This window comes from Streptomyces sp. NBC_01237 (assembly GCF_035917275.1).
GTDB lineage: Bacteria > Actinomycetota > Actinomycetes > Streptomycetales > Streptomycetaceae > Streptomyces.
On record NZ_CP108508.1, the window covers coordinates 7,126,264 to 7,146,240 of the forward strand.

Below are 19,977 nucleotides of genomic sequence, written 5' to 3' on the forward strand. Positions count from 1 at the left end.
TCCGTGCTGGTCCCAGCGGTGGAGAGCATTGAGCCAGGCGTTCTTTGAGGGCGTGCGGCCGTTCGATTACACCGCGGTTACGGGGGTGGCGCGGGCGATCCGCGCCACCCCCGGTGAGGGCTCAGCCGGTCAGCGCCACGGCGGCCCGCCCGGGCCCCGGCCCGCTCAGCGCCAGGGCCCGGTGACCGCGAACGTCGTGCCCGGCGTGTAGCAGTTGACGAACATCGTCCCGCCGTCCGGGGAGAAGGTGACGCCCGCGAACTCGCCCCACTCAGGCTCCTCGGGCGTCCCGATGTTCTGCCAACCGCGCGCCATGGCGTACACCTCGCCGCGGCGCGTCACCCCGAGGACGTGCTGGGCACCGCCCCCGTCCTCACACACCATCAGCCCGCCGTCGGAGGCCAGGCAGATGTTGTCCGGGGACTCGCCGGGCAGCTGGATGTCGGTGTCGGGACCGAAGACGACGACCAGCGTGAGCCGGCGCTTCTTCGGTTCGTACCGCCACACCTGGCCGAAGTGGTCGGCCGCGGAGCCCTCCGAGTGGCGGGCGAAGCTGGAGACGAAGTAGACGGACGAGCCGCCCCAGTAACAGCCCTCCAGCTTCTGGGCGTGGGTGATGCCCTTCGGCCCGAAGTCCTGGAGCCGGATCGGGGTCTCGGCGGCCAGCGGATCGGGTACGGGAACCCACTCGATCCGGTCGAAGCTCGCACCCGTCTCCTGGACGGCGGAGAGATCGGCCAGACCCGGCACCCGCATGACCTCCAGCGCACCGCCGGCCCGCAGCGAACCGGTGCCGCCGAGCGGCTTCTCGGGCAGGAAGCGGTAGAAGAGCCCGAACGGCTTGTCGAACGCGTCCTCCGTCTCGTAGACGACCCCGTTCCTCGGATCGACCGCGATGGCCTCGTGCTGGAAGCGGCCCATCGCGGTCAGCGGGACGGCCCCGGTGCGGCGCGGATCGGCGCCGTCCACCTCGAAGATGAAGCCGTGGTCCTTGGTGTACCCGTTGGTCCCGGCCTTGTCCTCGGTCTCCTCGCAGGTCAGCCAGGTGTTCCAGGGGGTGGGGCCGCCCGCGCAGTTCACCGCCGTACCGGCGATGGCGACGCGCTCGCCGAGCACTCGGTTGCGGCCGTCCAGCTCCAGGGCCGTACAGCCGCCCTTGCCCATGGGGTCGTAGGTGAGGCCCTCGACGGTCGGGACACCGATCTTGCCGGTGACCCTGTTCTCGTGGTTGCGGACGAGATGGACACGGCCGTGACGGCCCGCGAAGGCGGCCATCCCGTCGTGGTTGCTGGGTACCCGGCCCTCGCCGGAGCGCAGCGGGTCGCCCTCCCGTGACAGCACCCGGTAGCGGAAGCCCTTCGGCAGATCGAGCAGGCCGTCCGGGTCCGTGACGAGGGGCCCGTAGCCGCTGTGTCCCCGTGCGGCGGCGGTCCCCGCGAAGAGTTCGGAGAAGGCCCCGGCGAAGGCGACCGAGGCGGCGGTCGCGCCGCTGCCGGCCAGGACCTGTCGTCGGGTGGCGAGACGTCGTGGTGCTGAGGTCATGAGGCAACTCCCTGTTGGCGGACAGGTGAAGTGACTCGCATGTGTGTACCACGCGTGATGAGGCACGGGAACCAGGCGTGCCATCGTGCCCCGTGGTGTCCCGGTGGCACGGGGGACTCCGGTGACCGGTGGCCCGGGAGGGATTCCCGGGACCTGTCGGCCCCGGGAGACCCCTCACCGGCCGCGCGGGGCGGCCACGACGGCGACGACCGTCGGACCAAGAGGCCAGGGCGGCCGTGTCACGCCGGGGCCGCCCTGTGAGCGACCGTCAGGCCGAAGCCGCCGCGACGGAGGGACCCTCAGGCCGGAGCCGCCACCGACGGAGAGGCCGTCGGGCCGGAGCCCGCCGCGACGCGGGGTGGCCGTCAGGCCAGCGAAGCCGTGAGGGTGATCGTCGTGCCCGTCAGCGCCTGGCTGACCGGGCAGTTCGCCTTGGCGTCCTCGGCGGCCTTCACGAAGCCCGCCTCGTCGAGACCGGGCACCTCGCCCTCGACCGTGAGGTGGATACCGGTGATGCCGGTACCGGGCTGGAAGGTGACCTCGGCCTTGGTGTTCAGCCGGGTCGGCGGGGTACCGGCCGTGGCGAGGCCGTTGGACAGCGCCATCGAGAAGCAGCTGGAGTGCGCGGCCGCGATGAGCTCCTCGGGGCTCGTCCTGCCGTTCGCCTTCTCCGCGCGCGAGGGCCAGGAGACCTCGTACTCGCCGATGCCGGAGGAGTCGAAGGTGACGACGCCCTTGCCCTCGATCAGGTTGCCTTCCCAGACCGTGTGCGCCTGACGCGTGGTAGCCATGCTGGATCCCTTCAAACGGTGTGCGCGGTTGTACGGGACGTACGAGGCACGCCCTTGTACCTCTCGGGTGTACGCCCCCGAACCTACTGCGCCACCAGCCCCTTCGCGTCACGCGCCAGTGCTGTCAGCCGGGAGATTGCCCGGAAGTACTTCTTCCGGTACCCGCCGTTCAGCATCTCCTCGCTGAACAGCCGGTCGAACGGCCGGCCGGAGGCGAGCACCGGAACCTCCCGGTCGTACAGCCGGTCCGCGAGTACCACCAGGCGCAGCGCCGTCGACTGGTCGGGCACCGGCCGGACATCGGTGAGGCAGACCGCGGTGAGCCCGTCGGTCAGCGCGCCGTACCGGCTCGGGTGGACCCGGGCCAGATGGTCGAGGAGTCCGGGGAAGTCGTCGAGGGCGGCGCCCGGCGTGGCGTACGCCGCCGCGGTGACCTGCTCGTCGGAGTACGGCGGCGGGGCCTCGGGCAGCCCCCGGTGCCGGTAGTCCTCGCCGTCGATGCGCAGCGGGCGGAAGTGCGAGGACAGGCCCTGGATCTCGCGCAGGAAGTCGGCGGCAGCGAAACGGCCCTCGCCGAGCTTGCCCGGCAGCGTGTTGGAGGTCGCGGCCAGTGCCACCCCGGCCTCGACCAGCCTGCTGAGCAGCGAGGACACCAGCACCGTGTCGCCCGGGTCGTCCAGTTCGAACTCGTCGATGCACAGCAGCCGGTGACCGCTGAGCGTCCGCACGGTCTGCTGGAAGCCCAGCGCGCCCACGAGGTTGGTCAGCTCCACGAACGTGCCGAACGCCTTCAGTGACGGGGCGGCGGGCGTGGCGTGCCAGAGCGAGGCCAGCAGATGGGTCTTGCCGACGCCGTAACCACCGTCGAGGTACACCCCGCGCGGTCCGGTCGGCGCCGCGGGCTTCTTGCTGAACCACTTGCGCTTCCCCGCCCCCGTGGCGTGCGCCCCGCCGAGCCCGGCGGCGAACCCGGCGAGCGCCGTTACCGCCTCGGTCTGGCTCGGCTGGTTGGGGTCGGGTACGTACGTATCGAAGCGCACCGAGTCGAAGCGCGGCGGTGGCACCATCTCCGCGACCAGACGGTCGGCGGGGACGTGCGGCTCGCGGGCGCACAGGGACAGCGGGGCCGTTTCAGCTATGGGGCTCTGCCCCGGAACGGCGGTGGAGGACGACACAACGGTCCACCTTAAGCGTCATGCCAGACTGCAGGGCATGCGAAGCCTGTTCCCTGTGACGGACCTGACAACCGGCGCGACGGCCCCGACGACCCGGGCGACGGGCCCGGCGGCCACCGGCGCGCACGCCGGGAGCGGCGATCACGGCCATGGTCACGACCGTGCCCGCGACCGTGAGTGGACCCTCGACGAGCTGGCCGACGCCTACGCCTATCCCGAGCAGGACGGCCCCTGGCTGCGCGCCAACATGGTCTCCACGCTCGACGGGGCCGCCCAGCACGACGGCCGCTCGCAGGGCATCTCCTGCGCCTCGGACATGCGGATCTTCGGCACGCTGCGAGGGCTGGCCGATGTGGTGATCGCCGGTGCGGAAACGGTACGTCTGGAGGGGTACCGGCCCGCGCGGGCCAGGGACGCCTTCGCGGCCCGGCGGGCCGCCGCCGGGCAGGGCCCCGCGCCCGCGATCGCCGTGGTGAGCGGAAGCATGGACCTGGACTTCTCGCTGCCGCTCTTCACCGAGCCCCTGGTGCCGACCCTGGTGCTGACCGGTGCCGGGGCCCCGCCCGCCCGTATCGACGCGGCCCGGAAGGCGGGCGCCGAGGTGGTGATCGCGGGCGAGGGCGCCCGGGTGGACCCCGTCAGGGCCGTGCGCGAACTGGCGGACCGCGGTCTGACCCGGCTGCTCACGGAGGGCGGGCCCCGGCTGCTCGGGCAGTTCGTGGCGGCGGGCGTACTGGACGAGATGTGTCTGACGCTCTCCCCGATGCTCACCGCGGGGGACGCCCAGCGGATCGCGGGCGGCCCCTCGGTGGCGGTGCCGGAACGATTCGCCCTGGCGTCGCTCCTGGAAGAGGCCGGGTTCCTCTTCACTCGTTACCGTCGGATCTGACCCTTATCGGATCTGACACTTAGCGGAATTTGTCGTTCCGCTTTGCTTCGGGTGGGCACACTTACTCCAGCAGACCCCGTGGGAACGCGGGGAAGGATGGTTTCAGCAGCGACCGTCGACGGTCGATGAGACGAAGTGGAAGGGCGCCTGTCGTGTTCACAAGCGTTTTGATGATCGAGAAGCCCCTCACTCCCGAGGACGTGGACTTCGTCACCACCCTCCATGGGGAGGAACGGATCTCGTTCGTCGTCCTGATGCAGCCGCGCGGCGACCAGGCCGACGTACTGCTGCGCGCGATCGACGACGTGGCCATGGGGGAACTGAAGGACGCGGCCCGCGAGAGTGAGGAACCGGAAGGCAGGAACGCCCGGGAGCCCGCCGAACTGGCCCTCGAATTCTCGCTCCGGGCCCTGCGCACGGCCGGTTCGGAAGCGGTCGGACAGGTGATCGAGGATCACCCCCTGGACAAACTGAAGTCCGTGGTGGACGACGCGAGGGCGGACGAGGTCATCGTGCTGACCGCCCCGCACTACGTGGAGGAGTTCTTCCACCGGGACTGGGCCTCCCGGGCCCGTCACAAGGTCGGCGTACCGGTGCTCAAGCTCTTCGCGCACAGCGAATAGGCTGGGGGGCCGTTACTCGCGCCGGGCCCGCACCGGGCTCGCGCCGAATTCGCACCGACCCTGGGAGACACGCGCATGGCACCCGGTATTCCTGCCGCCATGGAACGGCCGCACTTCATCGGCATCGGCGGCGCCGGAATGTCGGGCATCGCGAAGATCCTCGCCCAGCGCGGCGCGAAGGTGGCGGGCAGCGACGCCAAGGAGTCGCCCACCGCCGAGGCCCTGCGCGCGCTGGGGGCGACCGTCCACATCGGGCACGCCGCCACTCACCTGGCGGACGACGCGTCCTGCGTGGTCGTCTCCAGCGCCATCCGCGCCGACAACCCCGAGCTGGTCCGCGCCGCCGAGCTGTCCATCCCGGTGGTGCACCGGTCCGACGCGCTGGCCGCCCTGATGGAGGGCCTGCGCGCCATCGCGGTGGCGGGCACCCACGGCAAGACGACCACCACGTCGATGCTCGCCGTCGCCCTGTCCGAGCTGTCCCTCGACCCCTCGTACGCCATCGGCGGCGACCTGGAGGGCCCCGGCACCAACGCCACCCACGGCGAGGGGGACATCTTCGTCGCCGAGGCGGACGAGAGCGACCGCAGCTTCCAGAAGTACGACCCCGAGGTCGCGATCGTCCTCAACGTCGAACTGGACCACCACGCGAACTACGCGTCGATGGACGAGATCTACGAGTCCTTCGAGACCTTCGTCGGCAAGGTCGTCCCCGGCGGCACCCTGGTGATCGCCGCCGACCAGGCCGGCGCGGTCGAGCTGACCCGGCGGGTGCGCGACCTCTCCACGCTGAACGTCGTCACCTACGGCGAGTCCGAGGGCGCCGACGTCCGCGTCCACAAGGTCACCCCGCGCGGTCTGACCAGCGAGGTCACGGTCGTCCTGAACGGGAAGTACCTCACGTTCACCGTCTCCGTGCCCGGCCGCCACTACGCCCACAACGCGGTCGCCGCGCTCGCCGCCGGTGTCGCCCTCGGCATCCCGGCCCACAACCTCGCCTCGGCCATCGGCAAGTACACCGGGGTCAAGCGCCGCCTCCAGCTCAAGGGCGAGGTGGCGGGCGTCCAGGTCATCGACAGCTACGCCCACCACCCCACCGAGATGACCGCCGACCTGGAGGCCATGCGCGGCGCCGCCGCCGACGCCCGCCTCCTGGTCGTCTTCCAGCCCCACCTCTTCTCCCGCACCCAGGAGCTGGGCACCGAGATGGGCCAGGCCCTGGCCCTGGCCGACGCGTCCGTCGTCCTGGACATCTACCCGGCCCGCGAGGACCCGATCCCCGGCATCACCAGCGCCCTGATCATCGACGCGGCGAAGACCGCGGGCGCCGACGTGACCGCCGTCCACGACAAGACCACGATTCCCGAGGTCGTCGCGGGAATGGCGAAGCCCGGCGATCTCGTTCTCACCATGGGAGCGGGCGACGTCACCGACCTCGGCCCGCAGATCCTGGACCACCTGTCGAGCTGAGGAGCGGGACGTGTCGTACGACGTCGACAAGCCGGACGAGCAGTGGCGGGCGGAGCTCTCGCCCGCCGAGTACGCGGTGCTGCGCCAGGCCGGCACCGAGCCCGCTTTCGTGGGCGAGTACACCGACACCAGGACGGCGGGCGTCTACTCCTGCCGGGCCTGTGGGGCGGAGCTGTTCCGCTCCGACACCAAATTCGAGTCGCACTGCGGCTGGCCGTCCTTCTACGACCCGAAGGACACGGACGCGGTCGAGCTGATCCAGGACAGCAGCCACGGCATGGTCCGCACCGAGGTGCGCTGCGCCCGCTGCGGCTCGCACCTGGGCCATGTCTTCGAGGGGGAGGGCTACCCGACCCCCACGGACCAGCGCTACTGCATCAACTCGATCTCGCTGACCCTGGCGCCGGACGAGAGCTGACACCTTCCGACAGCCGAAACCGCCGGGGCCGGATCATTCCGCCTCGGCGGTTTCCGCCGTTTCGGAGCGCAGCAGCGGGTGAATGACCCCCGGGAACACCCGCGCCCGGACGACCTCCTGCGCCGACCCGCCCTGGACCACCGTCTCGGCGACGCCCCACGGGCGCCCCGCCAGGCGCACGGTCAGGGTGTACGAGGACGAGCAGCCGGTGCACTCGTACCGGTCGGCCCAGGTCTCCACGTCCGTGACGCTGCCCGGATACCGCTTCACATGCAGGTGCCAGGCATGACAGTGACCGCACTTCTCGCCCGGCTCACAGGTCCCACCGCACGGACACGGCACATCGAGGGAGTCCGCGGGCCGCCAGCGCTGCACGAGCACCGCTTCTCGGGTGGCGCCCATGTCCTTCATGGCCTTGAGATTGCGGGCGGCGACGTTGTACGACTCGCCGGTGGCGGCCATCCGGTCCCGGATCACGTCCTTGCGTCCGCGGTTGGTCGTCATGCTGCTCCTCCTGGGGTTCACGCAGCCCGCCAGGAGGCCCACGAGATCGGTACTCCTAAGGTACCCGCATCCGCCGCACGGCCCGCCCCGGAGTGATTCCGGGACGGGGACCCGTGGACATACCGCGCACGGCGCCGATCCCGGTCGCCCCACCGGTACCGCCTGGCCCGTTCTCCGGGTTCGCGTCAGCGCCGGGTCAGGTGCACTTGAGTTCTTTCTGGGCGAAGGCCATGAACTTCTCCAGCAACTTCGGCATCGTCTGGCGCTCGTCCTTGTCGGGCGATGCGCGCACCTCGATGCGTAGCTCCAGGTACTTTCCCAGGGAGGGGCCCGAATTGGCGGTGGGTTTGCAGGCGAAGTAGGTCGCTGCGCCATTGTCCCGGACGATTCCCTTCTCGCCCACATTGATGGGATCGGGATCAGCGGGGTCCCACGAGCTCCATTCGATGAGATCCTTCGTGTCCTCAAGGCGTGCTACCGCATCGAATCCCTGGTTTCCATCGATATACAGGCGACAACTCGTCTGCCGCACTCGCTCAGAAAAGTAAAACGGATCCATCCGCAGTGTGGCCTTGTCTCCGTTGGGAAGAAGTGGCGATACCTCCTTCGCTGTGAAGGCGCCCCAACAGAACTGCTTCGGTAGTTCGGGTACGGACTTGCTCTCACCTTCGGAGCACCCGGCTGTGCCCGTAGCCAGGATGACGGATGCGGTGGTAGCTGCCATGGCCTTCGCGATCTTACGCATGGGTGACATGTCCTTATCGAGAGGTCGAGGCCACCAGGTCGCGGCCGGTGGAATGCGCAGCCGCAGTGGCTGTGGAGGCAGTCCCTTGGTAGTCCCTGTATTCGTCCGGGGTCATTCCAGCTGCCTTTCCCGCAGCCGCTACAGCATTTGCGGATGCTGTCTTGGCTGCTCCCTCGGCCTGAACGTAGCCCGAGCCTGATTCGATACGCGCCGCATCCGATTTGTCATCTTCCGCGCTTTTCACTACGGCGTCAGCGACATCTTCCTGGATCCAGGTCACCACGTCGCCCCCCACAGGAATCATCTCGAGGTACTTTCCCCCTACGAGGTCAATGACGCGATTCGTCCACTTGGCGTTATCTGCCACGCCCTCGCTGTACTCCGACTCCTCATGCGTCTTGAGTTCGTGCACCGCGTGCGCTCGCGCCTCGGTCATCATGCCCGCGATCTCGCCTCCCGGGTGAACGGCATTCCTCACCGCCTCACCCATGTCGGGATGCTTTTCGGGATGCTGGAAAGCATCGCTCACGAGCGCCGTCGTATATGCCTGCTGGGCGTGGGAGATCGCGCCGTACGCCTGGGGGTCCTGGGCGACCGATCCGAGGAAGCGGGCCATCAGGGCCTTGTCGAATTCGGCGGGCACTCCGATCGGTTTGATCTGGCCGGCCGCGTTCTCGGCGGTCGCCTGGAGGTCCGGCATGTATTCGGCGGCCATGGCGCCGAACTGCGGGGCGAGGGCGCTCAGCGGGCCGGGTGGGTCGCCCGCCTCGGCCGACACCAGTTCAGGATTGGTGCCGATCTTCTCGACGACCTTCTCCATGACCTGACTCATATCCTTGGTGTGCCGCACCGGCGGAGCTTCGTCGTCACCGGGTACGCGTCCCGTGACGGCCGCTTCCAAGGCATTGCCCATGGCCGTCTGACCAGGGGTGGACTCGCCGCCGACAGCGGTGTCGTACCAGTCCGACGTCGCATTCTTGTCGAGCAGGTAATCGACCACGCTCTCTGCCTTCTTGCCCCCGGTCTCCTTGTCCGAGAGGGTGACGATGCCGTCCTTGTTGGTGTCGTCACGCATGTTCTCGTTGAAGAGCTCCGAAGACGCCCCGGGGTTCTTGCTCAGCGCTTCCATGAGGCCGGTGACCGGATTGAATCCCCGGCCGCCCTCGCCGTCGAGGTTGATGGCCATGTTCTGGTCGTACGGCAGGTTCTCGGACCAGATCTGTGGGTTCTTCCTGTCCATGGCGATCATGTCGCGGCCGACCGAGGTAAGGAACTGCTTGTCGTACGTGCCTTCCCGCAGGAGCGATCCCAGGGCCTGGTAGCCGTACACCTTGGTGTTGACCCCGGCGAAGCCCGAAACGTCGATCTCCTTGCGGCCCGCCTTCATGAGCTGGGTGGTCCAGGTCGCGTCCAGATGATTCGGTGTCGACGGGGTGGTGGCGAGGCCCAGCATCGCGCCCATGTCGTTCTGGATGTTGCCGACCATGGCGGCCCTGTCCTTGCCGGCGGGGCCGAGGGACGTGGCGTCCAACGACATCCTCGTGTACGCCTCAAGGGTTCCTTCCGCCCCCAGCTTCCGGTAGAAGCCGGTGGCGAATTCCGGATCGTCGCGGTTGTCGTCGATGACCTCTTCGAGCTTCCTCAGCGCCTCGGCGTTGCGGGCGGTGCCGCCTTCCCCCGTCGCCTGCTTCATCAACGCCGCCGCGCGGTCCACCTGCTCCGCGTCGAGGCTGGAGTACTCGGGGGCGCTGAAGTCGTGCTCGTCCTTCACATTGGCCTCAAGCGCCAGCTTCAGGGACTCGTCCGCGTCGGAGCAGTCCTCGACGATGCGGTCGATCTTCGTCTGCCAGGAGGTGACAGCGGCCTTCTGCTTACGCAGGGCCTCCGAGTAGTCCGGATCGTGGCGTGCCGCCGTGTCGGTCTCCAGGTCGTGCTGGGGCGACACCTTGCCCGTCGCGCTCACGACGACCCCTGCCGCAGGAGCATCGTTGTCCCTGATCCTGACCAGTTCGTCCTTGGCTGACTTGAACGATGTGTGTGCATCCGCAAGGAGCAACTTGATGCCCCGGGCCTGCGCCGCCGCGTCCTCGAACTCTTTGGCGGTCTTGGCGATGAAGGACTTGGTGACGCCCGCGTTGACGCCTTCCCACTCCGCCTTGTCCGCCTTGGCCTTCATCCCGGTTCGGGCGTCTTCGGCAAGCTGCTCCAGCTTGGACAGCATTGCGGCCCAGTCGTCAGCAGCCGTCTTCAACTTCCCGACCGGCGCGTTGACGACGTCGTCGAATTGCAGCACGTATCCCCCCGGCGGCCGCTTGGTGACGGATGGGCGCGTCGCCGCCGCGCGTCAGCCTATCGAGGCATCGCGATCGGCGTACGCATGTGCAATGTCTCAGCCGTCGTGCCCACGCAATTCCGGCCAGGCTCAGCCCCGGCGGACGCGGCCCGCGATCCGTCGGCCGAGGCGGCCGAGGGTGCTGGAGCGGTTCCAGTCGCGGAAGGCGTCGGCCCGGCCGCTGCTTCCGGCGTGGCCGACCGCTGCCTCGATCCGTGCGACGTCGGCCGGGGACTGGGCGCGCACGGCGGGGCGCAGTACGTCGTTGAGGAGGGCGGAGGCGGTCGTGGTCCAGGAGCGGCCCGCGTGCGGGTAGGAGGTCCATACGTTGAAGCAGTCCGCGGCGTAGGCGGGTTCGGACCTCAGGCGTCGGCCGACGGCCTCCGCGCGGGCCGCCCGGTCGTAGGCCGCGACGAGGTCGCCGTCGTCGCTGTGGACGAAGGCGTACAGCTCCGCCTCGGGCCGGTCCGGGGCCAGGAGCTGTTCGGTCAGGGCCCCGAACGCGCGGTCCCGGACCGCCGGTTCCACCGGTTCGGCCAGTGCGCACAACGACCGGGCCCGCTCCGCCCAGCCGGGCTCGGCGGTTCCGGACCGTATCTCGCGGGCGAAGTCCAGGAGCAGCAGAGCCCCGCGCACCCGGCCCCCGATCTCCTGCGGGAAGCCGCGCAGCAGGTCATAGGCGAACGCGGCGGCGTCCTCCTCGTCGGCGGGCGCCCCCAGCGCCGCATCGACCAGGCACGACCACGTACCGGCCGTACGGTGCGAGTCCGACGTGGCCGCGTCCAGCAGCAGACGGGCCTCACCGACCGTCGGGGCGCGGTCCCCCCACACCAGGCCCACGGCGGTCCGCAGCACCAACGGCTCGGCGAACGGCGACATCCCGGCCGCCCGCAGCACCCGGTGCCACACGGCCGCCCGGTCCCCGCCGAGGGTCGCCCGTGCCCCGCCCGCCTCGGCGCACATCCGCAGGTGCGGCAACGCCTGCGACCCGGTGAACGGCAGCGCCACCCGCTCCAGCAGCCGTTCCACCGCCCCCGGGTCGTCCGGCGCGATCCGGTCCAGGGCGCCGAGCAACGCCGTACGGACGTCGAACTGCTCGTCCAGCAGTTCCAGCAGGGTGGGCGCGAACTCCTGGGCCCCCTCATCGGTCAGCAACGCGGGAGCCAGCCGGCGTACGACGGTGGGCAGCAGCTCCGCGCAGTCCACGTCGAGCAGCCGGGCGACCCGCAGCAGCTGCACGGTCCGTGCCACATCACCACCGGTACCCGTACCGGCGGCGGACAGTTCGGCCAGGATCTCCGGGCCGAGCGTGGTGGCGATGGCCTCGCCCTCCGGCCCGGCGAAGGCGGCCCGGCGGGGAAGTTCCAGCGAGCCGTTACCGCCGCGCACCGCCTCGGTGACCAGCATTGCGGCCAGCGGCGCGGTCGTACTGACGGGAGCACGACCGTCCAGGGCGCCGAACAGCCGCCCCACCGCGTCGAACTCGGGGCCGGTGCGGCCATCGACCTCCGGGGCGGTCAGCGCTTCCACCAGTTGCCGGGTGCGCCCGGCGTCCAGGGCATAGGGCCGCTCTGCGGTCCAGTCGGCGGCAGCGGCACGCTCGTTGGGGCCGAGAGCTATGCCCGCGCACAGGGCGATCACGGCAGGCGGACCGGCGGCGAAGGGCTCACCGGGCAGCTCGCTCGCCTCCCGGAACAGCTCCGGCGCCCGACTCCGCCAGATCCGGGCGGCGGTCTCCGCCCAAGCATCGTCCGTGACCACCGGTGGGCGCGACCCGGAACACGTGTGCACGCGAAATCCGTCGTCGCCCAACGCCCGCGCGTCCTGCGGCAGCACGCCCACGACGCGGTGCGGTGCGGCGCCCGGCCGCCGGGTATACGTGGTGAACGTCAGCTGTTCCGCGCTCTCGCTCGGCAGCGCGGCCCCGGCCAGCGCGACCCACCGGGCGATATCGGCGCTCTGCCGCTCCACGAGGACGACCGGCGGCGATCCCGGTCCCTCCTCGCTCACCCGGCGCAGATCGGAGAAGACGGCGGCCAGCCACGGCGTGCGGGAGACGGCGAAGTCGCCCAGCCCCTCGCGTACGGCCCCGGGGCCCGGCGGCAGGGCGCTGAGCGGGTCGGGTATCGCGCCGCCGGGCGTCACGGACACCCAGCGGGGGGACCGCCACGCCTCGATCGGCTGCCGGTCGCCCGGCAGCCGCGCCCCTGCGGGCAGATGCACCGCGTGCGCGTGGAACCGTACGGGAGCGGAGCCCGTACCCCGTACCGGCACCGTGCGGCAGACCAGTCGGCTTCCGTCGGACAGGGCGGTACAGCTGAAGGACTGGGGCAGCGAGCGCAGTTCGTCGTCGGTCGGCAGATAGGGCGCCTCGCCCGGAAGCTCGTACCCGAGATACGGCTCGATCTCCGTGAGCAGGGCCGCCGGAATTCCGGACCCCACGGAGGTGAACCGGCCGCTCGCGCCCTCGTCCCCCGGCGCGGCAGAGGTGTAGTGCAACTGTTCAAGGCTCATCTGTCAGCCCTCATCGTCCCTGCCGCGACCGGTCCCCGTGCCCACCACCCATCCCGCGACCGGGTCGGGGGGAAGTCCGCAGCCGCGTGGGGGCGACGCTATCAAGGGAACAGGGCAGCGGACTGCCGCCGCTGCCCGGACCCGGCCCGCCCACCTGACCGTGGATCAGCCCTGTGCGGCGTACGCGACGAAGGTCGTCCAGGTGGGTGAGGAGAGGGCGAGCTGTGGGCCCTCGGTGATCTTGGAGTCCCGGACGTGCACGGTGCCGGGGCAGGTGGCGACCTCGACACAAGAGTCACCGGAACCGCCGCTGTAGCTGGACTTACGCCAGGAGAGGGCGACCTCGACGCAGGAATCACCGGAGCCGCTGCTGTAGCTGCTCTTGAACCAGGACAGGTCTGTGATGGTCATAGCGCTCCTCGCATCTGCCGCAGCAGGCTCAGGGAGTACTTCAGGGAGTGAGCCTGTGAACGCATCCTGGCATATCGCATGAGGTAGATGCTGACCACCTTGGGGTCGGACATGAGTTGCCCGCTCTCCTGACCCTCGGAGTAGCCGAACCAGCGGTGGTCCGGGGTCTCGCAGAGCTGCATGGGGCCGTGCAAGCCTGCATGATCATGACGTACCAGTGGCATGAGCTGAATCTCGACGTTGCGCCGATCGGCCAGTTCGACGACATGGTCGATGAGTTCACGGGTGACCTCCGGTCCGCCCGTATGCCGCCGGAACAGGTGCTCCTCGACGATGAAGCTGTAGGCGGTGTTGGGCCGCTCGTGCAGCAACCGCTGCCGTTGCGTCCGGGCCGCCATTTGGGCCACGATCTGCTCGTCGTCCAGCGGCGGGAGCTGGTTCACGAACAGCGTCCGGGCGTACGCCTCCGTCTGCAACAGTCCCGGAATCAACCGGCATTCATACGTGTTGAGGCTGAGCGCCTCCGCCTCCAGTCGCGCCCACAGCCGGAACCAGCTGGCCAGCCCCGGACGCCGTGCGAGGTGTTTGGCCGCTGCCCTGATCACGCCGAACGCGTCCAGTACCTCTTCCGCCCGGTCCACGAACGCCGACGGAGGGAAGCGGCGGCCCTGCTCGATGGAGGCGATCGTCGGCACCGAATACCGCACCAGCGGCGCGAACTGCTCCTGTGTCAGTCCGGCCCGCTTGCGGAACGCCTTGACGACCTCCCCGAACGCCTTGAGGCTGTCGGTGGCTTCCGGTTCCCCGCCTCCGCCCGTGGCCCCGCCGGTCATTCCACCCGTACCGCCCGCGATGTCCGTCATACCCGTTCACCTCTCGCGCCTGTCCCCAACCGCACCCAACTCGACGGAGCCATCGTCACGTTGCGTGATCCGTACTGTCCACCGTGTGCACCCGTACGCTGACGGAGCGTACGGGTCCCGGATCTGGGCAGAGCGCATGACGGGATGTCATGGTCACGGGATTCTCGTCAGGACGCGCAGGTGACCGACGAGTGCGTGGACGTCCCGCGCGGCGATGGCTTCGGCGGCCGGTTCGTGGGTGGGCTCGGGGCCGCCGGAGGGGGCGGTGCGGCAGGCGCGGCAGAGTCCGTCGGGGAGGGCTTCGGGGCGGCCGGGCACTCCGCACCGGGTGCACTCGACCATGGTCCGGCGTGCCGGTTCCGGTGAGGTGGCCGGGGAGACGGCTGTCGTAGCGGTGGCGGGCAGGTGGGGCGGCATCTTGTCGCGCAGGCGACGGCGGACGAAACCTCGCGGGACGTCGACCACGGCGGGGAGGCCGGAGGTGAGGGCGTGGACGAGGTAGTCCGTACCCACACCTCGTGCCATCCAGGCGGCGGCCAGTTCCTCCAGCGACGCGCAGTCGGCGGCGGAGAGGGCGAGACGGGGATCGGTACGGCCGAGCCGGGCGAGGGCGAGGTAGGCGGGGGAGGGGGATTCCGGGGCGGGGGAGGTGGGGGAGTTGCTGTCCGGGGTGCGGGCGGTTTGGGGTTCGGCTGCGGGCGGGGCTTCCTGCGCGGGCGTCGCGGGCGTCGGGGGCGTTGGAGGCGGAGGGGCTTCCTCGATCGGCGGCGGGGGCATCCACTGCGGCGGGGGAGTGGCTGAGGGGGCGCTCTCGTCTGAGAGGTACGCGGTCCACCACTCGTTGTCACGGGCGGTGCGGGACCAGAACGTACGGAAGACCCAGCGGACCTGCTCGCCCTCACCCACCGGGCGCCGAACCCTGCGCAGGTGGCCCGCGACCGAGAGGGCGGTGAGGGCGGTGCTGATGGCCTGCTGGCCGTAGAGGGGGAGCTGTTTGGCGAGGGTCTTCACGTTCATCGCGGCGCCGTCCGGCAGCCGGTCGACGAAGGCGGCGATGTAGCGCTCCCGCTCGGGCAGCAACAGGAAGTCATCGGCGCGGCGGGGAGCCTGGCCGGGGGTGGATCGCTTGCCGTAACCGGGCTTGGCCATCGGGTTCGGGGGCGCGGATGCGGGCGCGGGCAGCGCGACGTTAAGCTTCTCTGAAGCCACGAGATCACTTTTCCTGATCTTGGGGTGAGACCCCGGCCGGTGCGCTAACACCGTGTCGGGGTCGTTTGGTTGTGTCGGCACCGTAAGCAGGCGCGATGAGGCACCGCAAGTCGGTCCGGATTAGTCCTACTTGCTCGCCGAGACGGGTAGGGAGGGTGGGGTGGTTCTTCCCCAACCCCCTTTCTTTTACCTTCGGTTGTAGAGGGAGCTCGAACCTCGCATCCCGTGTCCCGACGCCCGCGTCCCGGGTCCCGAGCTTCGGGGAATGCGCGGGGATGCGTACACACGAAAGAGTGAGGGAGCCGTTCCCGAACCTCGCATCCCGAGCTTCGGGCCCCGAGCGTCGGGCGGTGATGCCCGAGGGCCGTGCCGCAACCACCGTACGACTACGCTCTGTTACGACCCTTGCTTACCGTGCGTACTCGTGCGGCCGCTGCGAAGCCACCGTCCTTGTCGCCGTCATCCATCAACGAGTGGCTGTGACGTACGGCGTCAGGCCAGACCACTGCGTGCGACGGCGAGGAACTCCGCCTTGAACGGTTCCAGGCGCTGGGTCACACTCACCCCGTCGTGTTCCTGCCAGACCGCCTGGTTCAGGGCGAGGGCGTAGGCCGTCGTCGGTATATGGAGGCGAGGAGCGCACAGCAACTGGACGCCTTTCTCGGCTATGCGCAGGCTGTCCACCGTCGGCCGGGCCGTCCGGTACCACTCATCATCCACCTCCCATCGGGGCGGCCGTGCATGAGCCACCCCCTCGGCCTCAAGCGCGAACCGGACGAACTCCAACACGGTCCTGATCTGCTCGGCACGTCGCTCCTCCGCCAGCGTCGCAGCCCTTCTCCGCTCCTCGGTCCGGTCGGCCGCCCGCTGTGTCGTGCGTTGCGTCAGATACGTCAGCCCACCTCCCACAGCCACACCGATCATCGAAAGTACGGGCGTCCACAGAGCACTTGTCATGCCCGACTACTACCAGCACCTGCTCACCGCACCACCGTCGCCACCCGGCTCGGCCGTGGGAGTCCACGGGCCGAGCCGGATGGATGGGCCGGGGAGGAACGTCAGGTGGCGAAGCTGGTCACCGGCTCCAGGCCGTAGGTGCGGGCGTAGCCGTTCTCGGTGCCCACGAGCAGGTCCACGACGTCGAAGTAGCGGTCCCAGAAGGGTGTTTCGCGCAGTGCGTCGATCAGCAGCCGGTAGGCGTCGTGGTCGTCCGCCTCCCAGACCCAGATGTCGGTGACCCGCGCCGAGTAGAACTCCGTGTCGTAGAAGCGGGAGCGGACGCCGTGGGTGCGGGCCTCGATCACCGGGACGACCTGGGTGGTGAAGGCATGGACGCGTTCGGGCACGGTCATCGCCAGCCACTCGGGCGTGGTCTTCACCAGCATGAACGCGGTGACCGGCGGCTCGGTTCGGTCAGCGGGCATCGACTGCCTCCGGGGCGGCGAGAACGGCGGGCTTGAGGGTCTGCGCGCACCACTGCGCGAATCCGGTGGCCGGGCCCGCCGGCGAGCGGTCGACGCCCGAGTCCAGGCCCCGGTCCTTGGCGCGCTTCATGTCGACCATGCCCTCGACGAACGCCTCGTTGAGACCGTGACCGAGCAGGTCGGACCGGAGCTCGTCGAGCGGCCGGCGCCGGTAGCGGACCGGTCGTCCCAGCTCCTCGGTCATGATGCGGGCCAGGTCATCGGGCGACAGGTCCTGCGGTCCGAGCACCGCAACGCTGCCGACGCCGGACCAGGAGCGGTCCAGCAGCAGCCCGGCCGCAGCCGCGGCGATGTCGGCGACGGCCACCAGCGGAGCCGGACGGTCCGCGGCGACGGTGTCGGTGAAGACGCCGTTGTCGCGGATCGAGTCGGCCTCCTCCAGCAGGTTCTCGAAGAAGGACGGGTTGGCCAGGGCGCGGTAGGCGACGCCGGAGTCGGCGATCAGGTCGTCCATGGCCAGGGAGGCGGTGACCAGCCCGGCTTGTGCGGCCTGCGGGGTGCCCCGGCCGAGCGCCGAGACGCCGACGACATGGCCGACGCCGTGGGCGGCGAACGCCCGCGCGGCCGGGCGGGTGAAGCCGCTGTACGCCTCGTCGGGCGTGACCGAGGCATCCGGCGGCACCAGCCAGAAGACGGCGTCGGCCCCGGCGAAGGCGCGCTCGACGGTCGCGGCATCGCCGTGCGAGCCGACGACCACCTCGACCCGTCCGCGCACGGCCTCGGGGAGCCGCGCAGGATCACGGACCACGACGCGCAACTCCTCTCCGTGCGCGGGCGCGGCCTCGACCAGCAGCGACAGCAGCCGTTGGCCGATGTTCCCGGTGGGGGCGGTAATGACGATCATGAAAAACCTCGTGGTCTGTGTCGGATCGGTACGGCCCCTTCATCGTGATGACCCCAACCGCTTTGCCACAATGGGAACTTCAGCAACCAATCATTGCCCGAAACGGAATAATGCCGATGAGCGGCCCAGTCCCGAACCTCGACGCCAATCTCGCCGTCGCCCTCGACGCCCTGCTGACCGAGCAGAGCGTCACCCGTGCCGCCGCGCGGCTGCGCACCTCTCCCGCGGCGATGAGCCGCACCCTGGCCCGGCTGCGCCGGGTGCTCCAGGATCCGCTGCTGGTGCGGGCAGGACAGGCGATGGTGCCCACACCCCGCGCCGAGGAACTGCGGGACGAGGCCGCCGCGGTGGTGCGCCGGCTGGAGGCGTTGCTCACCCCGAGCGGAGGGATCGACCCCGCCGCACTGCGGCGCACCTTCACCGTCCAGGCGTCGGACCTGGTCGGCGCGGCACTGGCGCCGGGACTGCTCGGGCTGGCCCGCCGCCGGGCGCCGGGTGTCTCGCTACGGGTGCTGGCCGAGGAGTGGGAGGCGGGCCCCGCACTGCGCGAAGGCCGGATCGATCTGGAGATCGGGGCCATCGACCACGTCGACCCGGAGACCCGCGTCGAAGAGCTGGTCACGCTGCGGATGGCGGTGGGTGTCAGAGCCGGGCACCCGCTCGCCGAAGGAACCCTGACGCCCGCCGGGCTGGCCGCGGCCGAGCATGTGGTGGTCAGCCGCCGGGGACGCTTCACCGGCCCGCTGGACGCGGCCTTGGCCGAGCAGGGGCTCAGCAGAAAGGTCACCGCCGTCCTGCCCGGACATCTGGCGGCGATGGCGCTGGCCGCAGCCGGCGACACGGTCTGCCTGGTGCCGACCGCGCTGCCGGGCGACCCCCCTTCACCCCTCAACGACGCGGCGCACGCGCTGGGACTGCGCCTGCTGGACATCCCCCTGCCGCTCCCACCACTGACGATGGGCATGGCCTGGCACCCGCGCCACACCGCCGACGGGGCCCACCAGTGGCTGCGCGGTGCCGTACGCCGGGTGCTCCGTCCGGCCAGGGAGGATTGAGGGAGAGAGAACAGGACCACGGCGCCGGTCCGCGCATACCCTGGCGCCCGGACAGGTGCCCGGCCGCGATCCGGCGCCCGGACACCGGCCCGGCAGGACCGTGGCCGGGAGCACGGCCTCGACCCGTACCGTGGCCGGGAGCGCGGCGGCGCCCAAAGGAACTCCGGGCCGGCTCGTACGCTGTCATCCGCCCCTCGGTGTACCGCGGCCGTACTCGTACGCCGACCTCGCGTACGCCCTTCCGATCTGGTGAAACAGGGCGTCGTGGCGCCACGCTCCTGGCATGGAAGCAGCCCCGACCACCCCCCACTCGGTGACCGCTCGTGAGTTCACCCAGCGCTTCAGCTCCACCCCGCGAGGGGCCCGCCTGGCCCGGCGCCTGGCCCTTGAGGCGCTGGACAGTTGGGGAATCCCGTACGCCGGTGACGTATCCGACACCGCGGCCCTGCTGGTCGCCGAGCCGGCGGCCAAAGCCGCGACTCACGGCCGGGTGCCCGGCCGTGACTTCGAGGTGACGCTGACCCTCGCCCCGTCCGGGCCCGCCCGCAGCACCCCGCGGATCGAGGTCTCCGACACCCGGGGCGAACGCCGCCCGCCGGGCCCCGGACACCTCGCGCCGCCCTCGGCCGACGCGGACACGGGCCGAGGGCTGATCCTGGTCGAGGCGCTGGCCGACCGGTGGGAGGTGATCGACCGCGTCCCGCCCGGCAAGACGGTCCGCGCGGAACTGGACCTGCTGTACTGACGCCCGTTGCCCGTTCCTCGTTCCGCTTTGCCCGTCTCGCCCTGCTCTTCTGCCCCGTGCCGAAGGCGTACGACGACCGGAAGACGAAGGAGGGCAAGGCTCCCAAGCAAGCCGCCCTTGCCCTCGCACGCCGACGCGTCAATGATGTCCGGCCGCGATCCGCGGTCACTTCCCTGTCGAATCAGGCGTGTTGTAAAGGGCGAGGGCCTTCTCGCCAACGGCAGGATCGAAAGTCAAGGGAGCGTTTCCGGTCTGTTCCATGGCTTGTTGGACGCTTTGCCGAATCGGCCTCTTCCAGCCTTCCTAGCCTGTGATCTGCTGCGGTCGAGTGGGGCTGATGCCGCGTCACCTAGGAAAGGACCA

Annotated in this window: 19 protein-coding genes; 6 read left to right on the forward strand and 13 right to left on the reverse strand. The window is 70.3% G+C overall.

The genetic code is table 11. The annotated features are described in order from the left end of the window. Nucleotides 1-165 precede the first annotated feature (165 nt). The 3 genes from OG251_RS31645 to zapE form a co-directional block, all read right to left on the reverse strand. Nucleotides 166-1,542 carry an alkaline phosphatase PhoX gene (locus OG251_RS31645; protein ID WP_326680301.1) on the reverse strand — a complete coding sequence of 459 codons (1,377 nt, stop codon included), beginning with the start codon at nt 1,540-1,542 and terminating at the stop codon, nt 166-168. Nucleotides 1,543-1,907: 365 nt separating this feature from the next. Further along, nucleotides 1,908-2,333, reverse strand: a complete 426-nt coding sequence (locus tag OG251_RS31650; protein WP_266812738.1) for an OsmC family protein — start codon at nt 2,331-2,333, stop codon at nt 1,908-1,910. Between the two features lie 83 nt (nt 2,334-2,416). Continuing rightward, nucleotides 2,417-3,508, reverse strand: coding sequence for a cell division protein ZapE (gene zapE / locus OG251_RS31655; protein ID WP_326680302.1), 1,092 nt, complete (start codon nt 3,506-3,508; stop codon nt 2,417-2,419). Nucleotides 3,509-3,545: 37 nt separating this feature from the next. Here zapE and OG251_RS31660 point away from each other — a divergent pair, with 37 nt between their 5' ends. The 4 genes from OG251_RS31660 to msrB all read left to right on the forward strand — a co-directional run bounded on the left by OG251_RS31660 (nt 3,546) and on the right by msrB (nt 6,908). Next, complete coding sequence (locus tag OG251_RS31660; protein WP_326680303.1) at nt 3,546-4,397, forward strand: pyrimidine reductase family protein; 852 nt, start codon at nt 3,546-3,548, stop codon at nt 4,395-4,397. Between the two features lie 170 nt (nt 4,398-4,567). Next, nucleotides 4,568-5,020: an indole-3-glycerol phosphate synthase gene (locus OG251_RS31665; protein WP_326680304.1), complete on the forward strand. Its 453-nt coding sequence runs from the start codon at nt 4,568-4,570 to the stop codon at nt 5,018-5,020. A 75-nt stretch (nt 5,021-5,095) separates the two neighbouring features. Further along, nucleotides 5,096-6,490 (forward strand): UDP-N-acetylmuramate--L-alanine ligase, encoded by a 1,395-nt coding sequence (gene murC / locus OG251_RS31670; protein WP_326680305.1) that lies wholly within the window; start codon nt 5,096-5,098, stop codon nt 6,488-6,490. A gap of 10 nt (nt 6,491-6,500) precedes the next feature. Then, entirely contained in the window at nt 6,501-6,908 is a 408-nt protein-coding gene (gene msrB / locus OG251_RS31675; RefSeq protein ID WP_326680306.1) for a peptide-methionine (R)-S-oxide reductase MsrB, read from the forward strand. 33 nt (nt 6,909-6,941) lie between these two features. Here the strand turns inward: msrB and OG251_RS31680 are convergent, their stop codons facing one another. From OG251_RS31680 to OG251_RS31725, 10 genes are all read right to left on the reverse strand, one after another. Further along, nucleotides 6,942-7,412, reverse strand: coding sequence for a hypothetical protein (locus tag OG251_RS31680; RefSeq protein WP_326680307.1), 471 nt, complete (start codon nt 7,410-7,412; stop codon nt 6,942-6,944). A gap of 196 nt (nt 7,413-7,608) precedes the next feature. Next, on the reverse strand, nt 7,609-8,157 hold the full coding sequence (locus tag OG251_RS31685) for a hypothetical protein (protein ID WP_326680308.1): 549 nt from the start codon (nt 8,155-8,157) through the stop codon (nt 7,609-7,611). A 13-nt stretch (nt 8,158-8,170) separates the two neighbouring features. After that, entirely contained in the window at nt 8,171-10,450 is a 2,280-nt protein-coding gene (locus OG251_RS31690; RefSeq protein ID WP_326680309.1) for a hypothetical protein, read from the reverse strand. Nucleotides 10,451-10,579: 129 nt separating this feature from the next. Beyond that, complete coding sequence (locus OG251_RS31695) at nt 10,580-13,003, reverse strand: GTPase-associated protein 1-related protein (RefSeq protein WP_326680310.1); 2,424 nt, start codon at nt 13,001-13,003, stop codon at nt 10,580-10,582. Between the two features lie 165 nt (nt 13,004-13,168). After that, complete coding sequence (locus tag OG251_RS31700) at nt 13,169-13,414, reverse strand: DUF397 domain-containing protein (RefSeq protein WP_326680311.1); 246 nt, start codon at nt 13,412-13,414, stop codon at nt 13,169-13,171. Next, a complete protein-coding gene (locus tag OG251_RS31705) occupies nt 13,411-14,277 on the reverse strand; it encodes a helix-turn-helix domain-containing protein (RefSeq protein WP_326680312.1) in 867 nt (288 codons plus the stop codon). Before OG251_RS31705 ends, OG251_RS31700 begins: the two co-directional genes overlap by 4 nt. A gap of 153 nt (nt 14,278-14,430) precedes the next feature. Further along, a complete protein-coding gene (locus tag OG251_RS31710; RefSeq protein ID WP_326680313.1) occupies nt 14,431-15,486 on the reverse strand; it encodes a MarR family transcriptional regulator in 1,056 nt (351 codons plus the stop codon). 492 nt (nt 15,487-15,978) lie between these two features. Next, nucleotides 15,979-16,401: a hypothetical protein gene (locus OG251_RS31715; RefSeq protein WP_326680314.1), complete on the reverse strand. Its 423-nt coding sequence runs from the start codon at nt 16,399-16,401 to the stop codon at nt 15,979-15,981. A 143-nt stretch (nt 16,402-16,544) separates the two neighbouring features. Beyond that, nucleotides 16,545-16,910, reverse strand: coding sequence for a darcynin family protein (locus OG251_RS31720; RefSeq protein ID WP_326680315.1), 366 nt, complete (start codon nt 16,908-16,910; stop codon nt 16,545-16,547). Then, nucleotides 16,900-17,814, reverse strand: coding sequence for an NAD(P)H-binding protein (locus tag OG251_RS31725; protein WP_326680316.1), 915 nt, complete (start codon nt 17,812-17,814; stop codon nt 16,900-16,902). The genes OG251_RS31720 and OG251_RS31725 overlap by 11 nt, the downstream gene beginning before the upstream one ends. A gap of 116 nt (nt 17,815-17,930) precedes the next feature. Between OG251_RS31725 and OG251_RS31730 the strand changes: the two genes are divergently transcribed. Together OG251_RS31730 and OG251_RS31735 are read left to right on the forward strand one after the other, a co-directional pair. After that, nucleotides 17,931-18,869, forward strand: coding sequence for a LysR family transcriptional regulator (locus OG251_RS31730; RefSeq protein WP_326680317.1), 939 nt, complete (start codon nt 17,931-17,933; stop codon nt 18,867-18,869). A gap of 283 nt (nt 18,870-19,152) precedes the next feature. Beyond that, on the forward strand, nt 19,153-19,614 hold the full coding sequence (locus tag OG251_RS31735; RefSeq protein ID WP_326680318.1) for an ATP-binding protein: 462 nt from the start codon (nt 19,153-19,155) through the stop codon (nt 19,612-19,614). The last annotated feature ends 363 nt before the right edge of the window (nt 19,615-19,977 follow it).